Here is a 22,715-nt window from a genome sequence, read left to right on the forward strand (position 1 = left end):
TCCGCCGCCGGGGGACGTCAACGCTCCGCCGCCTCCGCCGCCGCCCCCGTGACCGCGCTCGCGGACGACGCCCACCCGGTGTCGCCCCTGCCGCTGGCCGAGGACCGGCGCAGCGTCGCGGACCGCGACCTGCCCAGCCGCAACGACGTCCTGGCGGCCGCGCTGTGCGGGGCCGCCGGCGGGCCGGTCGGGCGGCACGCGCTGATCGGCCGCACCCGGGTGCTGACCCCGGTGCGGGTGATGTTCCTGGTGGCGCTGGTGCTGCTGGCCCTGGGCTGGTCGACCAAGGCGCCCTGCCTGCAGACCATCGGCACCGGGACACCCGATCAGCGGGTGGCCAACTGGCAGAACCAGCGCGCCTACTACGAGCTGTGCTACTCCGACACCGTGCCGCTCTACGGTGCGGAGCTGCTCAGCAGCGGCAAGTTCCCCTACAAGTCGAGCTGGCTGGAGAGGGACTCCGCGGGCCGGCCCCAGACGCAGTTCGACGGCCGGCCCGCCGTGCGCCACATGGAGTACCCGGTGCTGACCGGGGTCTACCAGTACCTGTCGATGTCGCTGGCCAAGACCTACACCCTGGTCGCCACGAAGACCGCGCTGCCCGCGCTCTCCGGTGTCGCCGAGGTGGTGATGTTCTTCAACATCGCGGCCTTCGGGTTGGCCCTGGCGTGGCTGGCGACGGTGTGGGCCACCGCGCTGCTCGCCGGAAGGCGCATCTGGGACGCCGCGCTGGTGGCCGCCTCGCCGATCCTGATCTTCCAGATCTTCACCAACTTCGACGCGCTGGCCACCGCGCTGGCCGCCGGGGGCCTGCTGGCGTGGGCGCGCCGCCGCCCCGGCTGGGCCGGGGTGCTCCTCGGCCTGGGGGTGGCCGCCAAGCTCTACCCCGCGCTGCTGCTGGTGGTGCTGCTCGTGCTGGCGCTGCGGGCCGGCCGGCTGAGGGACGCGGTGCGCACCACCGCCGTCGCGGCGGGCACCTGGCTGGTCGTCAACGCACCGGTGATGCTGCTCTATCCGCGCGGCTGGTCGGAATTCTTCCGGCTCAACGCCCGGCGCGACGCCGACATGGACTCGCTCTACAACGTCGTCAAGTCCTTCACCGGCTGGCGCGGGTTCGACGCCAACCTCGGGTTCTGGCAGCCCCCGGTGATCCTCAACTCGGTGGTCGGCGTCCTGTTCGCGGGGTGCCTGGCGGCGGTGGCCTACATCGGCTGGACCGCACCGCGGCGGCCCCGGGTGGCCCAGCTGGCCTTCCTGCTGGTGGCGATGTTCCTTCTGGTCAACAAGGTCTGGAGTCCGCAGTTCTCGCTGTGGCTGGTGCCGCTGGCGGTGCTGGCGCTGCCGCACCGGCGGGTGCTGCTGGCGTGGATGACCATCGACGCCCTGGTCTGGGTGCCCCGGATGTTCTACCTGTTCGGCGAAGACAACAAGGGCCTGCCCCAGCAGTGGTTCACCACCACGGTGCTGGTGCGCGACCTGGCCGTGGTCGCCCTCATCGTCCTGGTGATCCGCCAGATCTACCGTCCGGATCAGGACCTGGTGCGCTGGCGGGGCCGGATCGACGACCCGTGCGGCGGCGTGCTCGACGGCGCCCCCGACGCCTTCCCGACGTGGTGGCCGCGTCGGCTGCGGCCCGCCGCCGACCCAGCGGAGCTGGCCGCCGGCACTGATTTCGCTGATCAGCCTGCCCTGCGGTAGCCTAGGCCGGTTGCCGACGCAGGCGATCCTCCTGCCACGGACCGACCGTGGCCGCTGCAGACCATAGGAGGTGGTGAGGTCTTATGCGTCCCTACGAAATCATGGTCATCCTTGACCCGACCCTCGATGAGCGCACCGTGGCGCCCTCGCTGGACACGTTCCTCAACGTGGTCCGCAGCGACGGCGGCACCGTCGACAAGGTCGACATCTGGGGCCGCCGGCGGCTGGCCTACGAAATCTCCAAGCACGCCGAGGGCATCTATGCCGTCCTGGACATCAAGGCGGCTCCGGCCACCGTGTCCGAGCTCGACCGCCAGCTCAACCTGAACGAGTCGGTGCTGCGGACCAAAGTGGTCAGGACAGACAAGCACTGAGCGACGACCGGGGATCCCTCGCGGCATCCCTCGCGGCGCTCAAACCGAATCCCAGGAGGACCCAATGGCCGGTGACACGATCATCACCGTCGTCGGAAACCTAACCGCCGATCCCGAACTTCGCTTCACCGCGTCAGGCGCGGCGGTCGCCAACTTCACCGTCGCCTCGACCCCGCGCATCTACGACCGCCAGAGCGGGGAGTGGAAGGACGGCGAGGCGCTGTTCCTGCGCTGCAACATCTGGCGCGAGGCCGCCGAGAACGTGGCCGAGAGCCTCACCCGGGGCGCCCGGGTGATCGTGACGGGCCGGCTCAAGCAGCGGTCCTTCGAGACCCGCGAGGGCGAGAAGCGCACCGTCGTCGAGGTCGAGGTCGACGAGATCGGACCCTCGCTTCGCTACGCCACGGCCAAGGTGAACAAGGCCAGCCGCGGCGGCGGCGGTGGCGGATTCGGCGGCGGCTCCTCCTCCGGCGGCGGCGGCGGATCGCGGCCGGCGGCCACCGAGTCCCAGGAGGATCCCTGGGGCAGCGCACCGGCGTCCGGCTCGTTCAGCGGCTCCGACGACGAACCCCCCTTCTGACCGACGAAAGAGACTGACAGATGCCCAAACCCACCAAGCGGCGTCCGCTGCCGGACAAGCCGGTCAAGACCCGCAAGTGCGTGTTCTGCTCGAAGAAGGCGCAGGTGATCGACTACAAGGACACCGCGCTGCTGCGCACCTACATCAGCGAGCGGGGCAAGATCCGGGCACGTCGGGTGACCGGCAACTGCGTGCAGCACCAGCGCGACATCGCGATCGCCGTGAAGAACGCCCGCGAGGTCGCCTTGCTGCCGTTCACCTCGGCGACGCGCTAGACCGAACGGAGCGACAATGAAGCTGATCCTCACCGCCGAGGTCGACCACCTGGGGTCGCCCGGTGACACCGTCGAGGTCAAAGACGGCTACGGCCGCAACTACCTGCTGCCGCGCGGGCTGGCCATCGTGGCCTCCCGCGGCGCCCAGAAGCAGGCCGACGAGATCCGCCGGGCCCGGGAGGCCAAGGCGGTCCACGACCGTGAGCACGCCGACGAGATCAAGGCCGCCCTGCTGGCGGTCAGCCCGGTCGCGCTGGCGGTCAAGGTCGCGGCCGACTCCGGCAAGCTGTTCGGCTCGGTGACGGCCAACGACGTGGTCGTGGCGATCAAGAAGGCCGGCGGCCCGAACATCGACAAGCGGATCGTCCGGATGCCCAGCGCCCACATCAGGGAGCTGGGGTCCCACGCGGTCGTCATCCACCTGCATCCCGAGGTGGAGGCCGAAGTCACCGTCGACGTCGCCGCCGGTAACTAAACCCCCCGCGGGGAAACCCCGGCACGCTGGCGAACCTCCGCGCGGCGGTGCGCCCCAGCGAACGTAACCCGGCGTTTACCGAGCCCTTTCGATCGCGAAACGCAACACGCCCGAAACGGCAACCTGGGCCGACACGCCGACCGACTTGTCATCCACAATCCCCAGCGGGTTCTACTGTGCGTTTACGTCGGGTGATGCGACGCAACTGCACAGTGATCCACAGGTATTCCCCAAGGCACCAACACCGTTACCGACGGCTATCCACAAGCCACCAACAGGTTCATGAACAACCCCGGTTTGTCTGGCCTCCAGCAACGTCTAACGTTCGCTCCGGCCCGAAGAGACCGGGTTGTCGGAGCGCTGCCCTACCGTGGCGGACAGCCCGTCGAACCTACGTTCGACGCGGTCGGCAGGGCTGGTTAGGAAGGGAGGCGGGCGGACCAGATGGCGGTCGTCGATGACCTCGGTCAGTCCGGATCGGCATCCCCGGTTCCGGTCGAGGACTTCACCCGTCAGCCCCCGCAGGATCTCGTCGCCGAGCAGTCCGTGCTGGGCGGGATGCTGCTGAGCAAGGACGCCATCGCCGACGTGCTGGAGCGGCTGCGCCCCGGCGACTTCTACCGTCCCGCCCACCAGAACGTCTACGACGCGATCCTCGACCTCTACGGTCGCGGCGAGCCGGCCGACCCGGTCACCGTCGCCGCCGAACTGGACCGCCGCGGGCTGCTGCGCCGCATCGGCGGAGCCCCGTATCTGCACACCCTGATCTCCACGGTGCCCACCGCCGCCAACGCCGGCTACTACGCGGGCATCGTCGCCGAGAAGGCCCTGCTGCGCCGGCTGGTGGAGGCCGGCACCCGGGTGGTGCAGTACGGCTACGCCGGGGCGGAGGGCGCCGACGTCGACGAGGTCGTCGACCGCGCCCAGTCGGAGATCTACGACGTCACCGAGCGGCGCACCTCCGAGGACTTCGTCCCGCTGGAGTCGCTGCTGCAGCCGACGATGGACGAGATCGACGCGATCGCCTCCGGCGGCGGGCTGGCGCGCGGGGTGCCTACCGGGTTCACCGAACTCGACGAGGTGACCAACGGGCTGCACCCGGGTCAGATGATCATCGTCGCGGCGCGGCCGGGTGTCGGCAAGGCGCTGGCTCTCGATACGCCGCTGCCGACTCCGAACGGCTGGACCCGGATGGGTGACGTCGCGGTCGGCGACGAGTTGCTCGGTGCCGACGGCGCACCCACCCGCGTCGTCGCGGCCACCGAGATCATGCTCGGGCGGCCCTGCTACGAGGTGGAGTTCTCCGACGGCACCGTCATCGTCGCCGACGCCGCACACCAGTGGCCGACGCTGCGCGGCGTGCGCACCACCGCATCGTTGCGCGCCGGTGCCGACGTGGTGAGCGGAGCGGGTGTCCGCCATCTCGTCGGCGCGGGCAGTCCGCTCCCGGTCGCTTTCGGCGTCACCGAGGTGCGCGCCGTCGAGAGCGTGCCGGTGCGCTGCGTCGAGGTCGACAGCGACGACCACCTGTACCTTGCCGCCCGCTCGATGGTCCCGACGCACAACTCCACCCTCGGGCTGGACTTCCTGCGCTCGTGCTCGATCAAGAACCGCATGGCCAGCGTGATTTTCTCGCTGGAGATGAGCAAGTCCGAGATCGTGATGCGGCTGCTCTCGGCGGAGGCCAAGATCAAGCTCGCCGACATGCGCTCGGGCCGGATGAGCGACGACGACTGGACGCGGCTCGCCCGGCGGATGAGTGAGATCAGCGAGGCGCCGCTGTTCATCGACGACTCGCCAAACCTGACCATGATGGAGATCCGCGCCAAGGCGCGCCGGCTGACCCAAAAGTCCGACCTGCGCCTGATCGTCATCGACTACATGCAATTGATGACCTCGGGCAAGAAGTTCGAGAACCGCCAGCAGGAAGTCTCGGAGTTCTCCCGCAACATCAAGCTGCTCGCCAAGGAGCTCGAAGTTCCGGTGGTCGCGATCAGCCAGCTCAACCGCGGGCCCGAGCAGCGCACCGACAAGAAGCCGATGGTGTCCGATCTGCGCGAGTCCGGCTGCCTGACCGCCTCCACCCGGATCCTGCGCGCCGACACCGGCGCCGAGGTGACCTTCGGGGAGTTGCTGCGCACCGGGGAGCGGCCGCTGGTGTGGTCACTCGACGAGCGCAAGCGGATGGTGGCCCGGCCGATGACCAACGTCTTCCCCAGCGGGCACAAGGAGGTCTTCAAGCTCCGGCTCGCATCGGGCCGGGAGGTCGAGGCGACCGCTAACCATCCGTTCATGACCTTCGACGGGTGGACGCCGCTGGGGGAGCTCACGGTCGGCTCGCGAGTCGCGGTGCCCCGTCGGGTGCCCGAGCCCGTGCACACCACCCGGCTTCCGGACTCCGAAGTCGTGCTGCTCGCGCACATGATCGGCGACGGGTCCTGTGTGCGCAACCAGCCGATCCGCTACGCCAGTATCGACCAGCAGAACCTCGCCGCGGTGGCGCAGGCGGCCGGACACTTCGGCATCACGCCGATCCGCGACGACTACCAGGCCGCGCGGGTGACCACCCTGCGGCTGCCGGCCCCGTACCGACTGACCCACGGCAAGCGCAACCCGATCGCCGCGTGGCTCGACCGGCTGGGACTGTTCGGCAAGCGCAGCTACGAGAAGTTCGTTCCCGCCGAGGTGTTTGCGCTGCCCAACGATCAGGTGGCGCTGTTCCTGCGGCATCTGTGGGCGACGGACGGTTCGGTGCGATGGGATTCCAAGCAGGGGCAGGGGCGGGTGTACTACGCGTCCACCAGCCGGCGCCTGATTGACGATGTGTCCCAGTTGCTGCTGCGGTTGGGCGTGAACGTCCGGATCTATCGGGCCCGCAAAACGGGCTACCGCGATTGCTGGCACCTGAAGATCCAGGGTGCCGAAAACCAGTTGCGATTCCTTCGTCACGTTGGCGTAAACGGTGCGAAAGAGATCGCTGCACATCAAGTCATTGCGCAACTTGAACTCGTGACGCGCAGAGCCAATTCCGATACGGTTCCAGTCACCGTATGGCGAGACGTCAAAAATGCACTCCAGGACCGGGGGATGGCGCACCGCGAGTTCGCCGTTGCCATGGGGGTCAAGTTCGGTGGCTCTACCATGTGGAAACGCGCTCCCGGCCGTTCCCGGCTACACAAGGTGGCCGCGGTACTCAATGACGCTCATCTCCACGATCTGGCCACCAGTGACGTGTTCTGGGATCGGGTTGTCGAGATCACCAGCATCGGCCACCATGACGTCTATGATGGAACCGTGGACGGCACGCATAACTTTGTGGCGCAGGGGATTTCAGTCCACAACAGCCTTGAACAAGATGCTGACATGGTCATTTTGCTGCATCGCCCGGACGCTTTCGAGCGCGACGATCCGCGCGGCGGCGAGGCAGATCTGATCCTCGGCAAGCACCGCAATGGGCCTACCAAGACCATCACCGTCGCCCATCAGCTGCACCTGTCGCGGTTTACGAACATGGCGCGGCAGTAGCGGCGTTCTTGTAGGTTCCGCTTTTCGATGGCGGAATTCCGGTTTCGTTGGCGGAATGATGGCGGATCCGCCGGAAAGTGTTTAGCTGGGCTAGCCTTTGGTTGACGGTGCTGGCCGGAAGTGCCACGCTGAAGGCTGCGGTGGTTGTCTCACCGCGCGGAGCAAGCGATGAAGAGTCCCTTGAAGGTGGACTTGAATTCCGCGGTCGTGGCCTACCGACCAGCGGCGGGTGAAGAGGGTGATGCGCTGTTCCATGTGGCGCGATTCGAGGATGCCTCAGGGGTCGCCCAGCACGTTGAGGACTTTCAGGCCGCTCACGAAGACATCTGACGTCGCACCGAGTGGAACCGACCCGTAATTCATTCGACTCCCCGCCACCGGTCGGCGACGATGGGAAGGGTGAGCACTCCGTTCGATGTGGAACAGCTCGCGGGAACCCCCCGCGGCTGGCGGGTGCTCGCACCGCTGCGCTTCCGCGAGTTCCGGCTACTGATCGCCGCGGTCTCGATCTTCGTCTTCGCCGAGGGCATGTGGACCGTGGTGATGGCGCTGCAGGTCATCGAGTTGGCCGACGATCCCGCCGCGCTGTCGCTCGTCGCGACGTGCCTGGCCGGGGGCATGCTGGCCTTCATCCTCGTCGGCGGCATCGTGGCCGACCGGGTGCCCCAGCGCGCCATCATCATCACCGTCGAGGCGGTCAACGTCGCCGCCGTCGGCGCGGTGGCCGGGCTCGGAATGCTCGGTGGATTACGGCTGTGGCACATGGCGGTGGCCTCGGCCGTACTCGGCGCAGGGGCGGCGTTCTTCTTCCCCGCCTACAGCGCCTACCTGCCGCGCATCCTGCCGCCGGCAGAACCTGCTGGCGGCCAATGGGATTGAGGGGATGATCCGTCCCACCCTGGGCCAGGCGATCGGGCCGGCGTTCGCCGGTGTCCTGGTCGGCGCGACTCTCCCGGCGTGGGGCAGCACGGCGGTGACGGTGTTGTTCCTGGTCGGCCTGATCCTGTTGGTGGCGCTGCGCCCCGAGCGCGCTGAGAACCCGGCCGAGGACGCCGACCGCGGAAAGCCGCATCCGCTGGCGGATCTACGGGACGGGTTCCTGTTCGTCCTGCGGACGCGTTGGCTGTTGTGGACCCTGCTGTTCGCCAGCATGTGGGTACTGCTGGCACTCGGCCCGATGGATGTTCTGCTTCCGTTCATCGCCCGGCAGCGGTTCATCCACGGGGGCCAGGCCTACGGATTCGTGCTCGCCGCCTACGGTCTGGGCAGCGCAGTGGGCGCGCTTGCGGTGTCCATCCGGGCGCTGCCGCGCCGCTACCTGACGGTCATGATGACGCTCTGGTCGGTCGGCTCGCTGCCGCTGGCGGTCGTCGGCGCGACGGGGTCGTTCCCGGTGATGGCCATCGCCCTGTTCACCGTCGGGCTGGCCAGCGGGGCCGGCATGGTCATCTGGGGCACGTTGCTGCAGCGCCGGGTGCCCGCCCATATGCTCGGCCGGGTCGCCAGCCTCGACTTCTTCGTCTCTTTGGCGTTCATGCCGTTGTCGATGGCACTTGCCGGTCCGCTGTCGAAAGTCGTTCCGGTGCAGCTTGTTTTCGCGGCCGCGGGAACACTGCCCCTCGCGTTGGCCGCGGTGGCGCTCCTCGCGGCGCGGATGCCCCGCGACGAGATCGCCCACCCGCTGGGCTCCCACCACTGAGCGAGAGGCAATCCGGCCGCAAACCGTCGACGGTCACGAGAATGACGGTCATCTTTTGCCCGTGCTCAACGGTCGGAGCGGGTAACGCCGTAGAGCTCGAAATCGTTGAATACGATGACTCGGGCCAGAATTCATGCCGCGGGCTTTGGGTCAGCGCGATGACGACCGCTCGGGCGTCCTGTGCGTTCTGCCCCTGTCTGAAGAGAAGTCGAACAAGGCTGCCCTGGGTGATCGGACAGGTGGCGAACGAGTCGTCGAGTTCGGCAAACCAGCTTTCCGCCGGGTCGTGATGGACGTGGTCGAACACGACCAGTGCGATCAGCACGTTCGCGTCCAGAAGCGTCGTCACGCCTCGTCGTCCAACGGCCGGACGTCCTCGGTAGTCAACACAGTGCCGACTGAGACGACTATTCCAGCATCGGCAAGCCCGAGCCCCTCGAACACGGACGGCACAAGGGCGCAGGTGTCGAGGACAGCGCGATACACGTGGGCGATTCCTTCAGGCGGCGCGAACGGTCAGCGCTTGCGTTTCGCCACGGCGAGCAGCTCTGCAGCGCAGCAGCACACTGACTCCCGCACCGGGTTCGTGGCAGGCCGACATCGCCGAGCCGGTCCCGGAGGGGCCGGAGCCGGTCACCTTCCTCGACAAGGACCTCGGGGTCGTCGCCGGGATGCGGATACCCTTTGTCCGCGACGGCGAGGGCAACGTCGGCTGGGTCGCCGAGGGGCTTCGGCTGCGGCCCCGGACCTGAGACCCACCGGAGATCTGGACCGCACACCCCCGCGCTCTGCCTCGATGCGGGAGCGCTGCCAACTCGTAGCCGCGCTCACCTCAACTGTCTACAGCGGGCTGCATGTGTCTGTTAGCTTGCCAAAATGGAGCACGGGAAGGCTAACGACCGGCTCATCGACGATGCCGTCCCAGCGCATTGGTGGCCGTGGCGCGACCCCGACGATCCCACGGTGAATCGTCTAGGTGTCCAACGTGAAGCAATGACGACACGTCGCGACACCTCTTCTGATCCCCGCCGCGAGCCCGGCCTGTTCAACCCGCAGCGCTACGCCGGCGGCGTCATGCCGATGGGCGGATTTCCCTCGTTCCTCGGCGCGCCATTGGCCATGAACACCGCCGACCTGAAGGCAGGCAGGGTCGATGCCGCTCTTGTAGGGCTCACGATCGACGACAACCCCGTCCCGGGTGCCCGGTTCGCCGCCAACGAGATGCGCACCCTGCGCGACTGGATGAGCTTTCCTCCGGGCGGCACCGACCAGTTCCTCGGGGTTGACTGGGGCGCCCTGCGAGTCGCCGACTACGGCAACATCGCTTCGTACGCCTTGCAGAACGAACGCTCACTTGAAGAGGTTCACCGAGTCATATCGGAGATACTCGCTGCCGACACCATCCCGATCGGCGTCGGCGGCACGCATCTTCAGTCCTACGGCTACGTGACCGCACTGGCCAGTAAGTACGGGCCGGGGCGGATTATGCTCCTGCATGTCGACGCCCACGTCGACACCTACATCGCTGACCTCGGGCGCACCATCCACAATGGTTCATTCCTCAAGGTGGCCATCGACACCGGCCTGCTGAAGGGCGATGACCTCGTGCAGTTCGGCCTCCGTGGGCAGGGCCCGTCGGAGGCCAACCTCTCCTGGTTGCGCGAGAAGAAGGTCCGCACGCACTTCCAGGCGGAAATCGACACGGTCGGCTGGGATGCCGCGCTGCGACGAATCCTCAACGAAGTCAAGGGACGCATGGTCTACCTGTCGTTCGACGTCGACGCCATCTCCCCGGCCTACGCGCCGGGCGTGGGAACCCAAGATCCCGACGGCCTCACCGCTTCCCAGGCCCTCCAGCTCGTGCGCGCCCTAGCCATCAACAGCGAACTCGTGGCGGCCGATTTCATCGAATACAACCCGCTGCTCGACGACGCACACCAGACGACGGGCGTCCTCGTCGACCGCTTGATCCGCTCGCTGCTGGCCGGCCTCGCCGCCCGCCGGCAAGGCATCACCGACCCTTTATACATCGACCCACGGCGGCTCGACCACGGCGTGTAACAGAGGGCCGACACGACAGTCCGCCGCGAATTTCCGGCAGTGCATGCGCAGAACGCTACGATCGAATCCGTTTATTGCGCAGCGGATTCCGGAGACCCAGCAGCGGCGATGTAACGGTTGAGGCCAGTACAACGGTCTGTTCCTGGGCCTCCGGTGTGAAGGCGACGCCGAACGTCACACGCCTTTGGCCTGCTCCGCGGGCGATGCGCGCCCGCACCGCTTGTGCGGAAACTGTTCGGCTCGCATCCGCGACCGCGGCGTCATAAGCCACGGTCACCTCGGTCGAGAGCCCGGCTTCTACGGCGCGATCCCGGGCGAACAGCGCCCCTTCCCGGATCACCTCGCTCTCGCTGGCGTACTCGCCGGCGGCGACTCTGTCACGCAGGGCTTCGGCCATGTCGTTCGGAAGCGTGATGCTCAGCTGTCGGGTTGTTCGCGCAGAGCATGCACCGACTCCGCTCAAGCCGGTGAGCGACTGACATCCGTGGTGCAATTGATTCCGCACAACCGTACGGTTCTCGGATTCGCCACGAAAAGCGGAAAATCCAGTTCGCCAAGCAGAGCGGAAGAGGCCCGAACGCAGTGCTCACCGCCGTGACGATTCGCCAACTGGAAGCGGAACCTACAGTACTTGTAGGTTCCACACTTCGTTGTCGTAATTCCAGATTTCGTGTCATACCGATGGCGAATGCGACAGGAATCTTGTTAGCTTGGCTAGCGGAGTATTGACGGTGCGCGATCTGTAGTGCCACGCTGAACTTGCGGTAGATGCCTTACCGCGCGGAGCACGTGATGCAGCAGGGTCCCGTTCGGGTGGATTTGAGTTCCGCGGTCGTGGCCTACCGACCTGCGGATGGTGAAGAGCGGGTTATTGCCGCGCAAGATTTGAAGCCAGCGGCGTTGTCAGTGGATTTCCGGGTCGAGCCGGACGGCGAAGGAACCCGAGCGAACCTGGACTTGGAGGCAATTCCCGTGCCGCTTGTAATTGAGCTGAACTCAACTTAGTATCGTGCGATGGCTGCGGAATCGGTAAGAACCGCCAGGGGAGTACGGGCGCGTGAGCGGCTCATTGAGGCTGCCACGCAGGAGTTGGCCAGTACTGGGTCGTTCGAAGTGGCTGCGGTCGCCCGACGTGCCGGGGTGAGCGCGGGATTGCCGTATCGCTATTTCGGTACTCGCACAGGACTGCTCGTAGCGGTGGTGGATGCCTTCTATCAGCGATTCTGCGACTCCATCGCGCTGCGCGTCTATGACGCTCCAACGTGGGCTCAACGAGAGCGGCAGCGCATCACCGACTGGGTCGATTTCCTTTATCGCGAGCCGGTGGCGCCAGTGATTCTGGCCGGATTGGGCGAGGGCGAACTTGCGACGGCCCGCGGGCGTTGGGTTCAGGAGCTCAGCAAGACGGGTGCCCAAAACATGGCCCAGGGCCAGCGCGACGGCGAGATACCAGCCGACCGCGACCCCGAGTATCTGGCCGCGGCCACCCTCGGAGGCACCAACGCTGTCGTAACCGTGTGCTTGATTCGAGACCCCCGACCGCCAGCCGCAACCGTCGTCGATCAGCTCTGGATGTTCGTCTCCGGATCCGTTGGTCTACGAACTTCGTCAAAGGCCGACGCTCCGCTCCCCAATTTGATCACCGCGTGAAATAGCGATTTCCTGCCAACTCAACAACGAAAGGGACCATCTCATGAAAACGACAGAAGACACCCGCGAGACCACGAACCGTTCCGTAGTCCAAGCACAGTTTGACGGCTTCGTCCGGCACGACCTCGATGCGATCATGGCGACTTTCGCCCGGGACTGTTCCTATGATCAATTCAGCGGCAATGCCGCCCACGGAAAGCGTTTCGAGGGCCGGGCCGACATTCGGCGCGCGTTCGAAAAGATATTCATCGCTACTCCGCGCTGCACCTTCAGAAACCCCGTACTCGTCGTGGACGGCGACACGGTAGTCGCCAAATGGACATTCGTCCTGGACGGCCACGCCAAGAAGTCACCGCTCGAAATCGAGGGCATTGACTTGTTCGAACTCGAGGACGGGAAGATCGTTCGCAAATCGAACTGGATGAAAACGCGAATCATCCCGATAAACCACGCATCTGCATACATCGCCCGCCGATTGGCCGGCCTGTTTCGTTGACCAACGAGGATCGAGCCGCGACCTGCACCACAGCCGAAAGTCTTACGTCCCTTGCCTACCGATATCTGAAGAAGTCCATCAGGCCGGTGCACGTTGAGGATTTACGCAGGCTCAGCCATTCGTCGAGGGAAGCTGATGCCGATTGGAGCCGGGTTACCCGGCAACATCAGATTCCCAGCGGTCATGGGCGGACAACAACTCCGGAGGAGCTCGACTCCCTTGTGACCGGCCTAGAGGCCATGGTGTTCTGCTCGCGCGGATTCTGCGCCCGATCATGAAACGCATCAAACACCCCACCCAGATGTTCGGCGTCGGGGTGCTCTTCGGGCTGGGGTTCGACACCGCCACCGAAGTCGCCCTGCTCGCCCTGGCCGGCACCGGCGCCGCCGCGGGCCTGCCCTGGTACGCGGTGTTGACTCTGCCGATCCTGTTCGCGGCCGGTATGACTCTGATGGACACCGTCGACGGGTTGATCACCGAGGACGACCTCCGCAGCAAGCTCTCCAGCGTCCGCGCACGACTCGAGGCATGACGATCAACCAACCAGGAAGACTGGACAACCGTACGATTCTCGGATTCGCCACGAAAAGCGGAAAAACCCCTTCGCCACGTTGAGCGGAAAATCATTGAAACTGCAGTTCACCGAAGGGTCGGTTCGCCACCGGAAAGCGGAACCTACAGTTCTGTAGGTTCTCACATTGCGTGTCCGATTCTCATTCCGAATGTCGGCCGCTGTCGCGGCGTATTCAGCGAGCGTTTTCTCTCCGGCCTCGGCCACGAGCGTGGTCGAGGGTGTCGGCCATTTCGTCGCGGCCTTCTCGGGCGCGGCCTGCCTGGGTGGCCTGGTTCGGGTTCTCATCACCGCTGGCCAAGGCACTCGGCCTTGACGACACGAAGCGCGTGGAGTGGGACCGCTACGACCTCGAGATCGACGGTGTCGGGGTAGAAGTGAAATCGGCTGCCTACGTGCAAACGTGGGAGCAAGGCCGGATTTCAGAGATCACGTTCGGCATCCGCCCCGCAAGGGGCTGGGACGCCCGCACCAACACCTCTGCGGCCAGCGCGAAGCGAAGCGCCGATGTGTACGTCTTCTGTCTGCTCGAGGGTGTGGACCGGGAGCATATCGACCCGCTCGACATGGCGCAGTGGACATTTTATGTGCTGTCCACGAGCGAACTCGACCGACAAGTTCCGACGCAGAGGACGATTCGGCTGGGAGCGCTGAAAGCCCTCGGTGCGCACCGCTGCACATACGACGAGCTCAAGGCCTCCATTCATGAGGCAGCAGCGATCAATCGGCGCTGCGAGACGGTTCACCCGGGGGAGTGCTAGCTGCACTGGAACTCGTGACGAGCAGACCGTGCAACTCGGCGTGGAATTCACATCGAACGCGTCTGGGCGCCGATACCGCTGAACATCGCGGCGCGGTCGTCGTGCTCAGCCCAGGAGACGACCTCGGCCGCGATCGGTTGCAGGCCTGTGATGGCGGCACGTTCATACGCTGTGCTGAAGGCGGCGGCTCGAGATACGGACTCCACGTGCAGCGTGATACTCACGGTTCCAGCGACCGGATTTGCGGCGACCGTCCCGTCGAGGTTGGCAAGGCCGTCTTCCCACGAATCCATGTGAGCGCAGGTCAACCCGGGATGCCTGTAGCTCAGGGTGATGACCCAGTGGTCAATGCTGGAGGTGCCCACAAGGAGATTGTGCGCCCCGCAAACGCCCTCCAGGAGGCATGGGAACGCACGAGCAGTTCGTCTTGGGTGGTCACCCTCGGTAGTGATGGGGTCATTCCACCGGGATTTTGGCTGAATTCCACAGGGTTTTCGGGGTGGCCAGGCAGGGTTCCGCGGCCCGTTAGGCGCGGTCTCGTTGGCTCCGAGGGAGTCCGGTTTCATCGGACCGATACGCAGGTTGCACCCTGGTGAACTTCGGTTCCTTGGGGGGCTGGGGTGGGGTGCCGTTCGTCCTGCCGACGGGCGCCGACGATGCGGCGGCGGTAAGCGGGCTGCTCTACGACACCGGATCCGGTTCAGTAGTAGCAGCGGGGAAGTGGCACCGACACCGTCGCGGCAACTCCGGTGTAGAACGCGTGCTCGGAGCGGTAGCTCAACGCCACCCGCTCCCGCACCGCGTCCTCCTGCGCCGGCAGCTTGATGACGAACGAGTCCGCGAGGTCGGCGTGCTCCCCGGCGTATCCGACGGCGAGCCGGTAGGTGGCTCCGGTCTGGCCGGTTCCGATCGGGCTGACACCGACGCGGTCGACCACGACGGTGCGGTCGCCGGCGCTGAGCACCTGCGAGACCCAGTCGGCGGTGACGTCGGCGGGCGAACCCGGGATCGCTGGACCGCTCGACGACGCCATGGACGCGATTAGACCACCTTCGAGACCAGCGGGGGCGGCCACCCGCGCCGTACGATCACGCCCATGACCCGCCGGTTCGTCGACCTCTCGGTTCCGTTGCAGGCGGGCATTGCCTCAGACCCGCCAGGACATCTCCCGGAGATCGACTACTACGACCACCGGCAGACCGCCGCCGAGGTGGTGTCGTTCTTTCCCGGGGCGTCGGTGGACGACCTGCCCGTGAACGTGTGCGTCCACCAGGCCCGGCAGCACCGTGTCGCCCGCGTGTCAGGGGACGGGCTCGGCGGTGACCCGGTCCCAGAATCCGCGATGAGCCCGCCGGAGACTTCGATCCAGGACCGATCACTCAGAAACCCTGAGGCGGGATCGAGAAGATGGGCGTCGCGGATCAGCAGGGCCTCAGTCGTCGACATCTATCCTCATCGTCATCCGCGGTTCCCAGGCAGGTTTGTGCGGGGAGATCACCCCCTGAACTCGGGTGAACTGGGCTTTCAGCGGCGCGGGCGCAGCCGGCGAAGGACCACCCGGTGCCACCGGTTCGGGTAACTTTGCCTCATGCCTGGGCCGCATGGCCGGCCTCATCCCGCAGGAGGAGCTATGAACGCAGTGAGTTGTCGGCGCTTGCTGGCGGGAGCGGGTGCTGCGGGTCTCGGCGCCGCCGCGCTGGCGGCATGCGGTGACAACAAGAAGAGCGGTGACAAAGAAGACAGGGGTGACGGCGTCAACGATTCGGCGGACGTCATTGTCGTAGGCGCGGGCCTGTCGGGACTGTGCGCGGCGCGCGAACTCGTGCGGCAGGGCAAGAAATCCCTTGTGCTGGAGGCACGCGAGCGCGTCGGGGGCCGGATGGTCCGCAAGTCGGTCATCGAGGACGGGTGGATCGACCTGGGCGGTCAATGGATCGGCCCCACCCACGTCGGTGTCCTCGAGCTGGCCGACTCCCTGGGCGTCAAGCACTTCGACTTCTACAACAAGGGCCGCACGACCGTCGACTACGGCGGCACCGTGTCGACCATCGAGGATTCCTTCCCTCCTGCCAACCCGCTGCCTCAGGTCTCGCCCACCGACGTCGCCGAAGCGAACCGGGTGTGGGAGGAATTCCAGGCCATGTCCAGAGCCGTCGACGCCGATCGTCCGTGGATGAGCGCCGGCGCCGCCGAACTCGATGCGCAGACGGTCTCCGCATGGCTCGCGACCGCAACGCAGTCCGAGTTTGCCCGGTTCTCCCTCAAACACCGGATCCTCAATGACCTGGGCGGCGACCCCGACGCCGCCTCGATGCTGTTCGCCCTCGACGCCTACGCCGCAGGGCCCGATGACGAAGACCCCGAGAGGTGGCTCTTCGAGGGCGGCGCCGGGCAGATCCCCGAACTCCTCGCCAAGGAGCTCGGGGACATCATTCGGCTCGGACAGCCCGTCAGTCGCATCGACCAGGACGCCTCCGCGGTGACGGTGACGACCAGCGCCGGTGAGTATCGAGCGGCCTACGCCATCGTGGCGACCCCGCCGTACCTGGCCGGGGCGATCGACTACAACCCGCCGATGCCCGCCCAACGGCTGCAATTCACCCAGCGCGCCCCGATGGGTTCGATCATCAAGTTCGCGGCGGTCTACCCGACGGCTTGGTGGCGGAGCAAGGGGCTAAGCGGCGCGACGGTCAGCGACCAACCGATCCTGGCGACCGGCGACAGTTCACCGCCGAGCGGCAAACCCGGAATCCTGACCGGCTTCGCAAGCGGGCCCGACGCGGTTCGCCTAACCGGTACGTCCGAGGAGGAACGCAAGAAGGTAGTGCTCACCGCTTTCGTCGCCTACTTCGGCGTCGACGCGGCCAGCCCGGCGGAGTTCTCCGAGATGAACTGGCCGGCGGAGAAGTGGACGGGCGGCGCGTACAACGCCATCCTGGCGCCCAACACCCTGATGACCTACGGCCCGGCGATCGCCGAACCCGTCGGGCGGATTCACTGGGCCGGCGCCGAGAGCTCGTTGAGCCGCTGGACCGGGTATTTCGAAGGGGCGGTGCAGGCCGGCAAGTCTGCGGCCGGAGCCGTCATCAAACGGCTCTGAGGGTCGATCCGCCACTAACACATCTGAAGGGTCGATCCGCCCCCAAACACAAAGGTCACGAGCTCTTTCCGAGTTCGTGACCTCAGTGCTCGCAGTTCGTAGAAACCGCTCCGCACAAGGCGCTGGGGACCTGTCATCGGCCCAGTTCAGGACGTGTTTTTACCCTTAATCCGCGAGGCTCGGCTGGCCCGCATCCACAAGCTCGGGTGGCTTGACCAGCGAGTTTGAAAGGCCGGCGGGTGTCGTCCGGTGAGGTCGCCTGGTCAGCTTCCTAGAGTCACCCCAAGCTGCAGAAAATTGCCGGTCGGCGGCTCGGCCCTCAGCGCCGGCCAACCACGCGTAGAACGACGAACGTGCGACCTCCACGACCGCACACAGCCACTTCACCTCGAAGGCGTGCAGGTGGTCGGCGACGAACTGGAAGCGGCTCACCAGTTCGTCTCCCCGGCGAAATACTTCGCCGCCGACCGCAGAATGTCCCGCTCGGTGGACAACCGGGCCGCCGTGGCGCGTAACGCCTCGTTCTCCGCCCGCAGCCGGGCCAGCTCCTGCTCAGCCGTCTCGATGCCGTGGGCCAGCTGCGCCGCCGCCGCGGGTTTGCCGTGCCGGATCGCCACCCCGGCGACCTTGCACCACGCCGACAGCGTCGCCTCACCGACACCGAGCTCGGCGGCGATCACCGTGATCGTCGCACCCTCGGTGTCCTGGTACAGCGCGACCGCGTCACGCTTGAACTCGTCTGGATAGTTTTTCCTTGCCATCGCGTTGGATCATCTCGCTTCCCCCAAGAACATCCAGGGATTGAGCGTGTCCAACACATGGGGTCAAGTCCCGGGCTCGGTGCGGGTCGGCCCGCTCGCGCGGATGAACGTCACCCAGACCCTGTCGACACCGCTGGCTGCGCAGGCGCTGGAGAAGTTCCACGCGTATACAAGCGGACGAGCGAACAACATGACTTTACACACGAATTGGGCCCGAACGATCGAGATCATCCACGCCGCCGAGATCGTCAGAGATTTGCTGCTGGATCCGGATATCCAGAAAGACGACCTGGTGGTCACGCCCCCGGCCGACGCCTGGACTGGTGAGGGAGTCGGAGTGGTGGAGGCGCCGCGCGGCAGTCTGCTGCACCATTACCGGGCCGCTCGCGAAGGAAATGTGACGTTCGCCAACCTCATCGTCGCCACCACCCAGAACAACCAGGTGCTCAACCGGACGATACGCAGTGTGGCAGAAGACTATCTCGGTGGTCAGGCAGAGATCACCGAAGGCATGATGAACGCCGTCGAAGTGGGCATACGAGCCTACGATCCCTGCTTGAGTTGTGCCACACGCGCTTTGGGGCAGATGCCCTTGAAGGTTGCGGTGGTCGACCCGAGAGGCCGGGTGCTCAGTGAGCGCGTGCGCTGAGCCGCCGTTTCCCACCTTCGAGTTCCTCGACGACCCTTCTTCACTGGTCTACGGCATCGGCAATGTCGGACGACGCGACGACGGACTGGGCTGGGCGTTCATCGACCGACTTGAGGCTCGCCGGCCCCCGTCGCACGCAATGCTGCACCGTAACTATCAGCTCAACTTCGAAGACGCCGAACTGATCAGCAGATTCGCGCGGGTCCTGTTTGTCGACGCGACGAAAGATCCGGCCGTTTCTTGCTTCTCGCTGACCCGCCCGGAACCGATGCTGGATTTCAGTTTCACCTCGCATGCAATCTCGGTTCAGTCGATCCTGGCGACTGCAAGGAATTGCTTTGGTTACGTTCCCGAAGTCTATCTGCTGGCGATCCGCGGCTACGACTGGGAATTGCAGATGGGGCTCACCGAGCCGGCCGAACAGAACCTCTGCGATTCATTGAAATATCTAGACGGTGCCGGCACGGACCAGCTGGGCTCGATGAGTGGTCGGTGACCACGGAGGCACAAGGAGAGAGATGTGGCCGTTCGCTTAGACTTAGGCCTGGATCCACCGATTCGGTAGCAGTCAGTAGTGGGTCGTGATGCCCTGTCGCGGTGGAGGTTTCAGCCAAGCAACCGCGGCGATGGACCTGACCGCGGCTCAGAACGCCGAAATCAGGGCGACACTCGCCGCCCGACCGCGGCTTCGGGAGTTGGGCAAGGCCAATTCCTATGGCTCGACAGGGTGGCGGACAGCTACGTACTCCGTCTCCCAGGTCGGCACCTACTTGATCGGGTTCCCGGTCTTCAATCGCGACGACGCAGCACTTCCGCGGTCCTGCTATTCTTTAAAACCACTAGATTTGCATGAATCGACGAGGCTTTTTGGCTAGTACTGGAGCGGCTGTCGGCGTGGTGTCAGGACTGAGTGCCCAAGCGGAAGATGTTTTGCCTGTGTCTGCCTCTGAAGAGAACTTAGATCAAATTAAACTGGTTGATGTTGTTATTGTTGGAGGTGGTGTATCGGGGCTCACGGCAGCGCTTCAACTGAGTAAGCGAGGACGCACAACCGTTGTCTTAGAGGCTCAGGACAAGATTGGTGGTCGTTTGCAGCGCCTGCAGGTTGGTTCTGCTGGGCGCAGTTCGTCTGATGCAGTACCTGGGTGGGTTGATCTGGGTGGTCAGTGGGTGGGCCAAACGCAGACCAAGACATTGGAGTATGCGAAACAGCTGAAAATCTCAACCTTCCCAATTCCAGTTGGTGGTAAGGATACATTCTTTTATGAGGGAAAGATAAGTCGACATAACTATGCCTGGCCATCCACCCCCTACAACAAGCTTGACCTTGCGAAGGACTGGCCTGCCCTCAATGTGTCTAAGGCAGAACGGGATGATGTTGTTGCAACGTGGTTGAAAATTGAACATATCGCTAAGAGTGTCAATCCAGCAGCACCCTGGACTCACCCCGAAGCAAGGGCTTTAGACACGATGACGATTGCGACTTGGCTAGAGCGCAATGCTCGGACCCCCATGGCTGCATGGTGGACGGATGTCATCGCTCGTAACTGGGGCGGTAATGGTGCCTTTGAATCTGGCTCAGCATCGATGCTTCACTTCGCTTGGGCTCAGCGCGTGTCACCCCAGAGTGAAACCCCTGAAGCGATGCTCTTTGATGGAGGGGCGGGGCAATTTCCGGAGAGGCTTGCTGCTGCTCTCCCTAAGGGAACCATTCATTTGAATGAGCCGGCGCTCTTGATTGAGCACTCAAATTCAGGTGTTGTAGTTAGAACATCGAAGAATGTCTACAGGGGTAAAGCGGTGATTATTGCCATGCCTCCCCATCTGACGGGTCGTATTCACTACACGCCACCCTTGCCTCCTGCGCGCGATCAGTTGACCCAGCGCTCGCCGATGGGTTCCCTCATCAAGGTGCTTGTTGTTTATGACACTCCCTGGTGGCGGGAGAAAGGACTGTCTGGTAACGCGATTGGTAAACTCGATGCAGTTGAACTTGTTGCCGATTCAACGAATCCGAAGCCTGGAAGCCCAGGTGTCTTGGCGACTTTTCTGACAGGTGAAGCTGCTACAAAATATGGAGCTCTTTCTTTAAGCGAACGTCGTGAGGCTGTTCTTCAAGACCTTGCAAAATTGCTTGGTTCTCCAGCTCGAGATGCAGTTCTTGAATATCACGAAGGGAATTGGCCTGAAAATCCTTGGATTGGAGGTGCTTACTCCACCTTCTATACACCAGGTACCTGGACGCAATTTGGCGCATCTCTTCGTCAGCCTTTCGGCAGGATTTTCTGGGCCGGAACTGAGGTCAGTACGGCATGGCCTGGCTATATCCACGGAGCCCTGCAGGCTGGTGAAGATTCGGCGGCAGCCGTTCAGGCGCTGCTTTGAATTGTATTCCTTCGCAGGCTCGTCCATAGGCGTCTGTTTTCAATAAGCAGACAATTTCTTCTTGGTGTTTGCTGTCGTGTGATACCACTATCGCTGAGAAGACTTACGAAGGGCTTTTCGATGACCAACCGGGGACAAACACCAGGAATGGGTAGCCGTTCGGTCCTAACTATAGCTATAGCTAGGCCCAGCCAGGGTCCATCAGCCCTGGAACGTGTTGTGCAGCAATACACTTGGACAAGGAATCGCCCAGAAGCATCCTGCGCATAACGATGTCACAGTGACGATTCGTCGCGGCGTGACTGGGCAAGCACCGATGCTCGCCGAGGCGCCGCACCGGTCCGGGCTTCATTCGCCTAGGAAATGACATGCTCCATGAGACAAACCAGGAATGACACAGCGTGAGACAGCCGACGGAACCGCAGGTCACACTGTCGACAGATGACATGGGATTTGAGAACCTACAGCGGCTGTGAGTTCTCACGTTGCGTTTCCGATTCTCATCCCGAATGTCCACCCGTTGTCCAACAGGACAACGGGTGGAGACGGCTTGGAGTGAGTTTCGCCGGGCGCTCGGATCCGTACTGGCAAGGGATAAGTACCCGGATCGCTGGGTGTTGCAGCTTTCGAGGATGGAGACTCCACCCAAACGGCGAGCACTCATCGTGGACTCGCCCACAAGAAAAACCAGCTTCGGTGAAACGCTGCCAGCTGGCATACAGTGCGCATGCCAGGATCTCCCGGCGGGGGATGTTGCTCCTACTGGCCGCGACCGCCGCCGGGTGCGCCGACCGGGCGACCGAGCCCGCCGAGCCCGCCGCGAGCACACCCCCGCCGCGGGAGACCCCGCTTCCGGTAGGGCTGGCCCCCGACGCGTCCCCGCAATTCCGCGCCGTGACCGAGGCGCTGGTGGCGGCGATGCGTTCGGCGCGCATCCCCGGCGCCGCCCTGGGCATCCTCTCCGGCGGACGCGAAGAGCACGCCACCGTCGGGCTGGCCAGCCTGTCGACGCGGCGTCCGGTCACCCCGGAGACGCTCTTTCAGATCGGATCGTTGACCAAGACCTACACCGCGACGGCGATCTGGCGTCTGATCGACGACGGCAAGCTGCAACTGCAGGCTCCGGTGCGACGCTACCTGCGGGGTCTGCGGTGCAGCGATGAACAGGTCGCGGCGAGGGTCACGGTGCAGAACCTGCTCGAGCACACCGCCGGCTGGTACGGCGACGACTTCATTGATACCGGGGACGACTCCGACGCGCTGAGCCGCTTCGTAGTGGAGCGGCACCGTCGTGGTGACCGGCCGGCTCGTCAACGTCGTGGCTCCCTCCTGGGGCGGCACGATCGCGGCAGGTGGCAGCGTCCGGCACTTCGGGCTCTGTATTGAGGGCGTTGGCGACCCCACGGGGGTGCGCGCTCAGTAGAGTACGCCCCATGACGGACGAGCAAGCCAATTGGGATGCCGAGGCGGCGGTCGACGCCGCCCGGCAGAAGGTCCTGACGCTGCTCCTGCGCGAGACCGAGATCGGTCTCGACCAGCGGGGACGTCTGACCATCGACCGCGGATCGACGCGGGTCTTCCTCGAGTTCTTCCCTATACCAGAGAGGAAGCTCGTCTACGTCACGCTCACGGCGCCCATCGCCTTCTACGCGCCC

20 protein-coding genes and 3 pseudogenes are annotated in these 22,715 nt (G+C 64.9%); 18 read left to right on the plus strand and 5 right to left on the minus strand.

The window, feature by feature from the left end; genetic code table 11:
• Nucleotides 1–48: 48 nt before the first annotated feature.
• The 7 genes and pseudogenes from ACKOB8_RS00340 (at nt 49) to tet(V) (ending at nt 8,626) form a co-directional block, all read left to right on the plus strand.
• Nucleotides 49–1,698, plus strand: a complete 1,650-nt coding sequence (locus ACKOB8_RS00340) for a glycosyltransferase family 87 protein (protein ID WP_526374523.1) — start codon at nt 49–51, stop codon at nt 1,696–1,698.
• Between the two features lie 83 nt (nt 1,699–1,781).
• Nucleotides 1,782–2,072, plus strand: coding sequence for a 30S ribosomal protein S6 (gene rpsF, locus ACKOB8_RS00345; protein ID WP_526374485.1), 291 nt, complete (start codon nt 1,782–1,784; stop codon nt 2,070–2,072).
• Nucleotides 2,073–2,136: 64 nt separating this feature from the next.
• The gene (locus ACKOB8_RS00350) at nt 2,137–2,652 is read left to right on the plus strand and encodes a single-stranded DNA-binding protein (RefSeq protein WP_526374487.1); all 516 of its coding nucleotides are present in this window, start codon (nt 2,137–2,139) and stop codon (nt 2,650–2,652) included.
• A 20-nt stretch (nt 2,653–2,672) separates the two neighbouring features.
• Nucleotides 2,673–2,927 carry a 30S ribosomal protein S18 gene (gene rpsR, locus ACKOB8_RS00355; protein WP_526374489.1) on the plus strand — a complete coding sequence of 85 codons (255 nt, stop codon included), beginning with the start codon at nt 2,673–2,675 and terminating at the stop codon, nt 2,925–2,927.
• A gap of 16 nt (nt 2,928–2,943) precedes the next feature.
• Nucleotides 2,944–3,402: a 50S ribosomal protein L9 gene (gene rplI, locus ACKOB8_RS00360; RefSeq protein WP_526374491.1), complete on the plus strand. Its 459-nt coding sequence runs from the start codon at nt 2,944–2,946 to the stop codon at nt 3,400–3,402.
• Nucleotides 3,403–3,846: 444 nt separating this feature from the next.
• A complete protein-coding gene (locus tag ACKOB8_RS00365) occupies nt 3,847–6,927 on the plus strand; it encodes a replicative DNA helicase (protein WP_526374493.1) in 3,081 nt (1,026 codons plus the stop codon).
• A 390-nt stretch (nt 6,928–7,317) separates the two neighbouring features.
• Nucleotides 7,318–8,626, plus strand: a pseudogene (gene tet(V) / locus ACKOB8_RS00370) (tetracycline efflux MFS transporter Tet(V)).
• Nucleotides 8,627–8,756: 130 nt separating this feature from the next.
• On the opposite strand, the pseudogene ACKOB8_RS00375 reads toward tet(V), so the two are convergent.
• Nucleotides 8,757–8,975, minus strand: a pseudogene (locus ACKOB8_RS00375) (PIN domain-containing protein); the annotation flags it as partial.
• A gap of 527 nt (nt 8,976–9,502) precedes the next feature.
• Here ACKOB8_RS00375 and ACKOB8_RS00380 point away from each other — a divergent pair.
• On the plus strand, nt 9,503–10,687 hold the full coding sequence (locus ACKOB8_RS00380) for an arginase family protein (protein ID WP_526374495.1): 1,185 nt from the start codon (nt 9,503–9,505) through the stop codon (nt 10,685–10,687).
• Nucleotides 10,688–10,742: 55 nt separating this feature from the next.
• Here ACKOB8_RS00380 and ACKOB8_RS00385 read toward each other — a convergent pair whose 3' ends face one another.
• Nucleotides 10,743–11,084 carry a hypothetical protein gene (locus tag ACKOB8_RS00385; protein ID WP_526374497.1) on the minus strand — a complete coding sequence of 114 codons (342 nt, stop codon included), beginning with the start codon at nt 11,082–11,084 and terminating at the stop codon, nt 10,743–10,745.
• 617 nt (nt 11,085–11,701) lie between these two features.
• Between ACKOB8_RS00385 and ACKOB8_RS00390 the strand changes: the two genes are divergently transcribed.
• From ACKOB8_RS00390 to ACKOB8_RS00405, 4 genes and pseudogenes are all read left to right on the plus strand, one after another.
• Nucleotides 11,702–12,337: a TetR/AcrR family transcriptional regulator gene (locus tag ACKOB8_RS00390; RefSeq protein WP_526374499.1), complete on the plus strand. Its 636-nt coding sequence runs from the start codon at nt 11,702–11,704 to the stop codon at nt 12,335–12,337.
• 43 nt (nt 12,338–12,380) lie between these two features.
• Entirely contained in the window at nt 12,381–12,833 is a 453-nt protein-coding gene (locus tag ACKOB8_RS00395; RefSeq protein WP_526374501.1) for a nuclear transport factor 2 family protein, read from the plus strand.
• Nucleotides 12,834–13,089: 256 nt separating this feature from the next.
• Nucleotides 13,090–13,302 (plus strand): annotated as a pseudogene (locus ACKOB8_RS00400) (HoxN/HupN/NixA family nickel/cobalt transporter); the annotation flags it as partial.
• Between the two features lie 368 nt (nt 13,303–13,670).
• A complete protein-coding gene (locus tag ACKOB8_RS00405; protein ID WP_526374503.1) occupies nt 13,671–14,165 on the plus strand; it encodes a hypothetical protein in 495 nt (164 codons plus the stop codon).
• 47 nt (nt 14,166–14,212) lie between these two features.
• On the opposite strand, the gene ACKOB8_RS00410 is transcribed toward ACKOB8_RS00405, so the two are convergent.
• Nucleotides 14,213–14,530 (minus strand): hypothetical protein, encoded by a 318-nt coding sequence (locus tag ACKOB8_RS00410; protein WP_526374505.1) that lies wholly within the window; start codon nt 14,528–14,530, stop codon nt 14,213–14,215.
• A 335-nt stretch (nt 14,531–14,865) separates the two neighbouring features.
• Nucleotides 14,866–15,198, minus strand: coding sequence for a hypothetical protein (locus tag ACKOB8_RS00415; protein WP_526374507.1), 333 nt, complete (start codon nt 15,196–15,198; stop codon nt 14,866–14,868).
• Between the two features lie 597 nt (nt 15,199–15,795).
• On the opposite strand from ACKOB8_RS00415, the gene ACKOB8_RS00420 reads away from it, so the two are divergent.
• On the plus strand, nt 15,796–17,265 hold the full coding sequence (locus ACKOB8_RS00420) for a flavin monoamine oxidase family protein (protein ID WP_526374509.1): 1,470 nt from the start codon (nt 15,796–15,798) through the stop codon (nt 17,263–17,265).
• A 428-nt stretch (nt 17,266–17,693) separates the two neighbouring features.
• On the opposite strand, the gene ACKOB8_RS00425 is transcribed toward ACKOB8_RS00420, so the two are convergent.
• The gene (locus ACKOB8_RS00425; protein ID WP_526374511.1) at nt 17,694–18,026 is read right to left on the minus strand and encodes a transposase; all 333 of its coding nucleotides are present in this window, start codon (nt 18,024–18,026) and stop codon (nt 17,694–17,696) included.
• Nucleotides 18,027–18,072: 46 nt separating this feature from the next.
• On the opposite strand from ACKOB8_RS00425, the gene ACKOB8_RS00430 reads away from it, so the two are divergent.
• The 5 genes from ACKOB8_RS00430 to ACKOB8_RS00450 form a co-directional block, all read left to right on the plus strand.
• Nucleotides 18,073–18,675: a nickel-dependent hydrogenase large subunit gene (locus ACKOB8_RS00430; protein ID WP_526374513.1), complete on the plus strand. Its 603-nt coding sequence runs from the start codon at nt 18,073–18,075 to the stop codon at nt 18,673–18,675.
• A complete protein-coding gene (locus tag ACKOB8_RS00435) occupies nt 18,659–19,171 on the plus strand; it encodes a hydrogenase maturation protease (RefSeq protein ID WP_526374515.1) in 513 nt (170 codons plus the stop codon). The genes ACKOB8_RS00430 and ACKOB8_RS00435 overlap by 17 nt, the downstream gene beginning before the upstream one ends.
• A gap of 440 nt (nt 19,172–19,611) precedes the next feature.
• Nucleotides 19,612–21,060 (plus strand): flavin monoamine oxidase family protein, encoded by a 1,449-nt coding sequence (locus ACKOB8_RS00440; RefSeq protein WP_526374517.1) that lies wholly within the window; start codon nt 19,612–19,614, stop codon nt 21,058–21,060.
• A 750-nt stretch (nt 21,061–21,810) separates the two neighbouring features.
• Nucleotides 21,811–22,446 carry a serine hydrolase domain-containing protein gene (locus ACKOB8_RS00445; RefSeq protein WP_526374519.1) on the plus strand — a complete coding sequence of 212 codons (636 nt, stop codon included), beginning with the start codon at nt 21,811–21,813 and terminating at the stop codon, nt 22,444–22,446.
• 47 nt (nt 22,447–22,493) lie between these two features.
• A partial coding sequence (locus ACKOB8_RS00450; RefSeq protein ID WP_526374521.1) for a hypothetical protein occupies nt 22,494–22,715 on the plus strand: 222 nt, incomplete at its 3' end.

Source organism: Mycobacterium sp., assembly GCF_046091765.1.
Taxonomy (GTDB): domain Bacteria; phylum Actinomycetota; class Actinomycetes; order Mycobacteriales; family Mycobacteriaceae; genus Mycobacterium.

Bases quoted from the DNA above. Each gene is read 5' to 3' on its own strand.
- ACKOB8_RS00390 (WP_526374499.1), top strand. From the start codon at position 11,702: ATGGCTGCGGAATCGGTAAGAACCGCCAGGGGAGTACGGGCGCGTGAG.
- ACKOB8_RS00420 (WP_526374509.1), top strand. From the start codon at position 15,796: ATGAACGCAGTGAGTTGTCGGCGCTTGCTGGCGGGAGCGGGTGCTGCG.
- ACKOB8_RS00445 (WP_526374519.1), top strand. From the start codon at position 21,811: ATGTTGCTCCTACTGGCCGCGACCGCCGCCGGGTGCGCCGACCGGGCG.
- ACKOB8_RS00415 (WP_526374507.1), bottom strand. From the start codon at position 15,198: ATGGCGTCGTCGAGCGGTCCAGCGATCCCGGGTTCGCCCGCCGACGTC.
- ACKOB8_RS00380 (WP_526374495.1), top strand. From the start codon at position 9,503: ATGGAGCACGGGAAGGCTAACGACCGGCTCATCGACGATGCCGTCCCA.
- ACKOB8_RS00395 (WP_526374501.1), top strand. From the start codon at position 12,381: ATGAAAACGACAGAAGACACCCGCGAGACCACGAACCGTTCCGTAGTC.
- rpsF (WP_526374485.1), top strand. From the start codon at position 1,782: ATGCGTCCCTACGAAATCATGGTCATCCTTGACCCGACCCTCGATGAG.
- ACKOB8_RS00350 (WP_526374487.1), top strand. From the start codon at position 2,137: ATGGCCGGTGACACGATCATCACCGTCGTCGGAAACCTAACCGCCGAT.
- ACKOB8_RS00385 (WP_526374497.1), bottom strand. From the start codon at position 11,084: ATGGCCGAAGCCCTGCGTGACAGAGTCGCCGCCGGCGAGTACGCCAGC.
- rplI (WP_526374491.1), top strand. From the start codon at position 2,944: ATGAAGCTGATCCTCACCGCCGAGGTCGACCACCTGGGGTCGCCCGGT.
- ACKOB8_RS00425 (WP_526374511.1), bottom strand. From the start codon at position 18,026: ATGGCAAGGAAAAACTATCCAGACGAGTTCAAGCGTGACGCGGTCGCG.
- rpsR (WP_526374489.1), top strand. From the start codon at position 2,673: ATGCCCAAACCCACCAAGCGGCGTCCGCTGCCGGACAAGCCGGTCAAG.
- ACKOB8_RS00365 (WP_526374493.1), top strand. From the start codon at position 3,847: ATGGCGGTCGTCGATGACCTCGGTCAGTCCGGATCGGCATCCCCGGTT.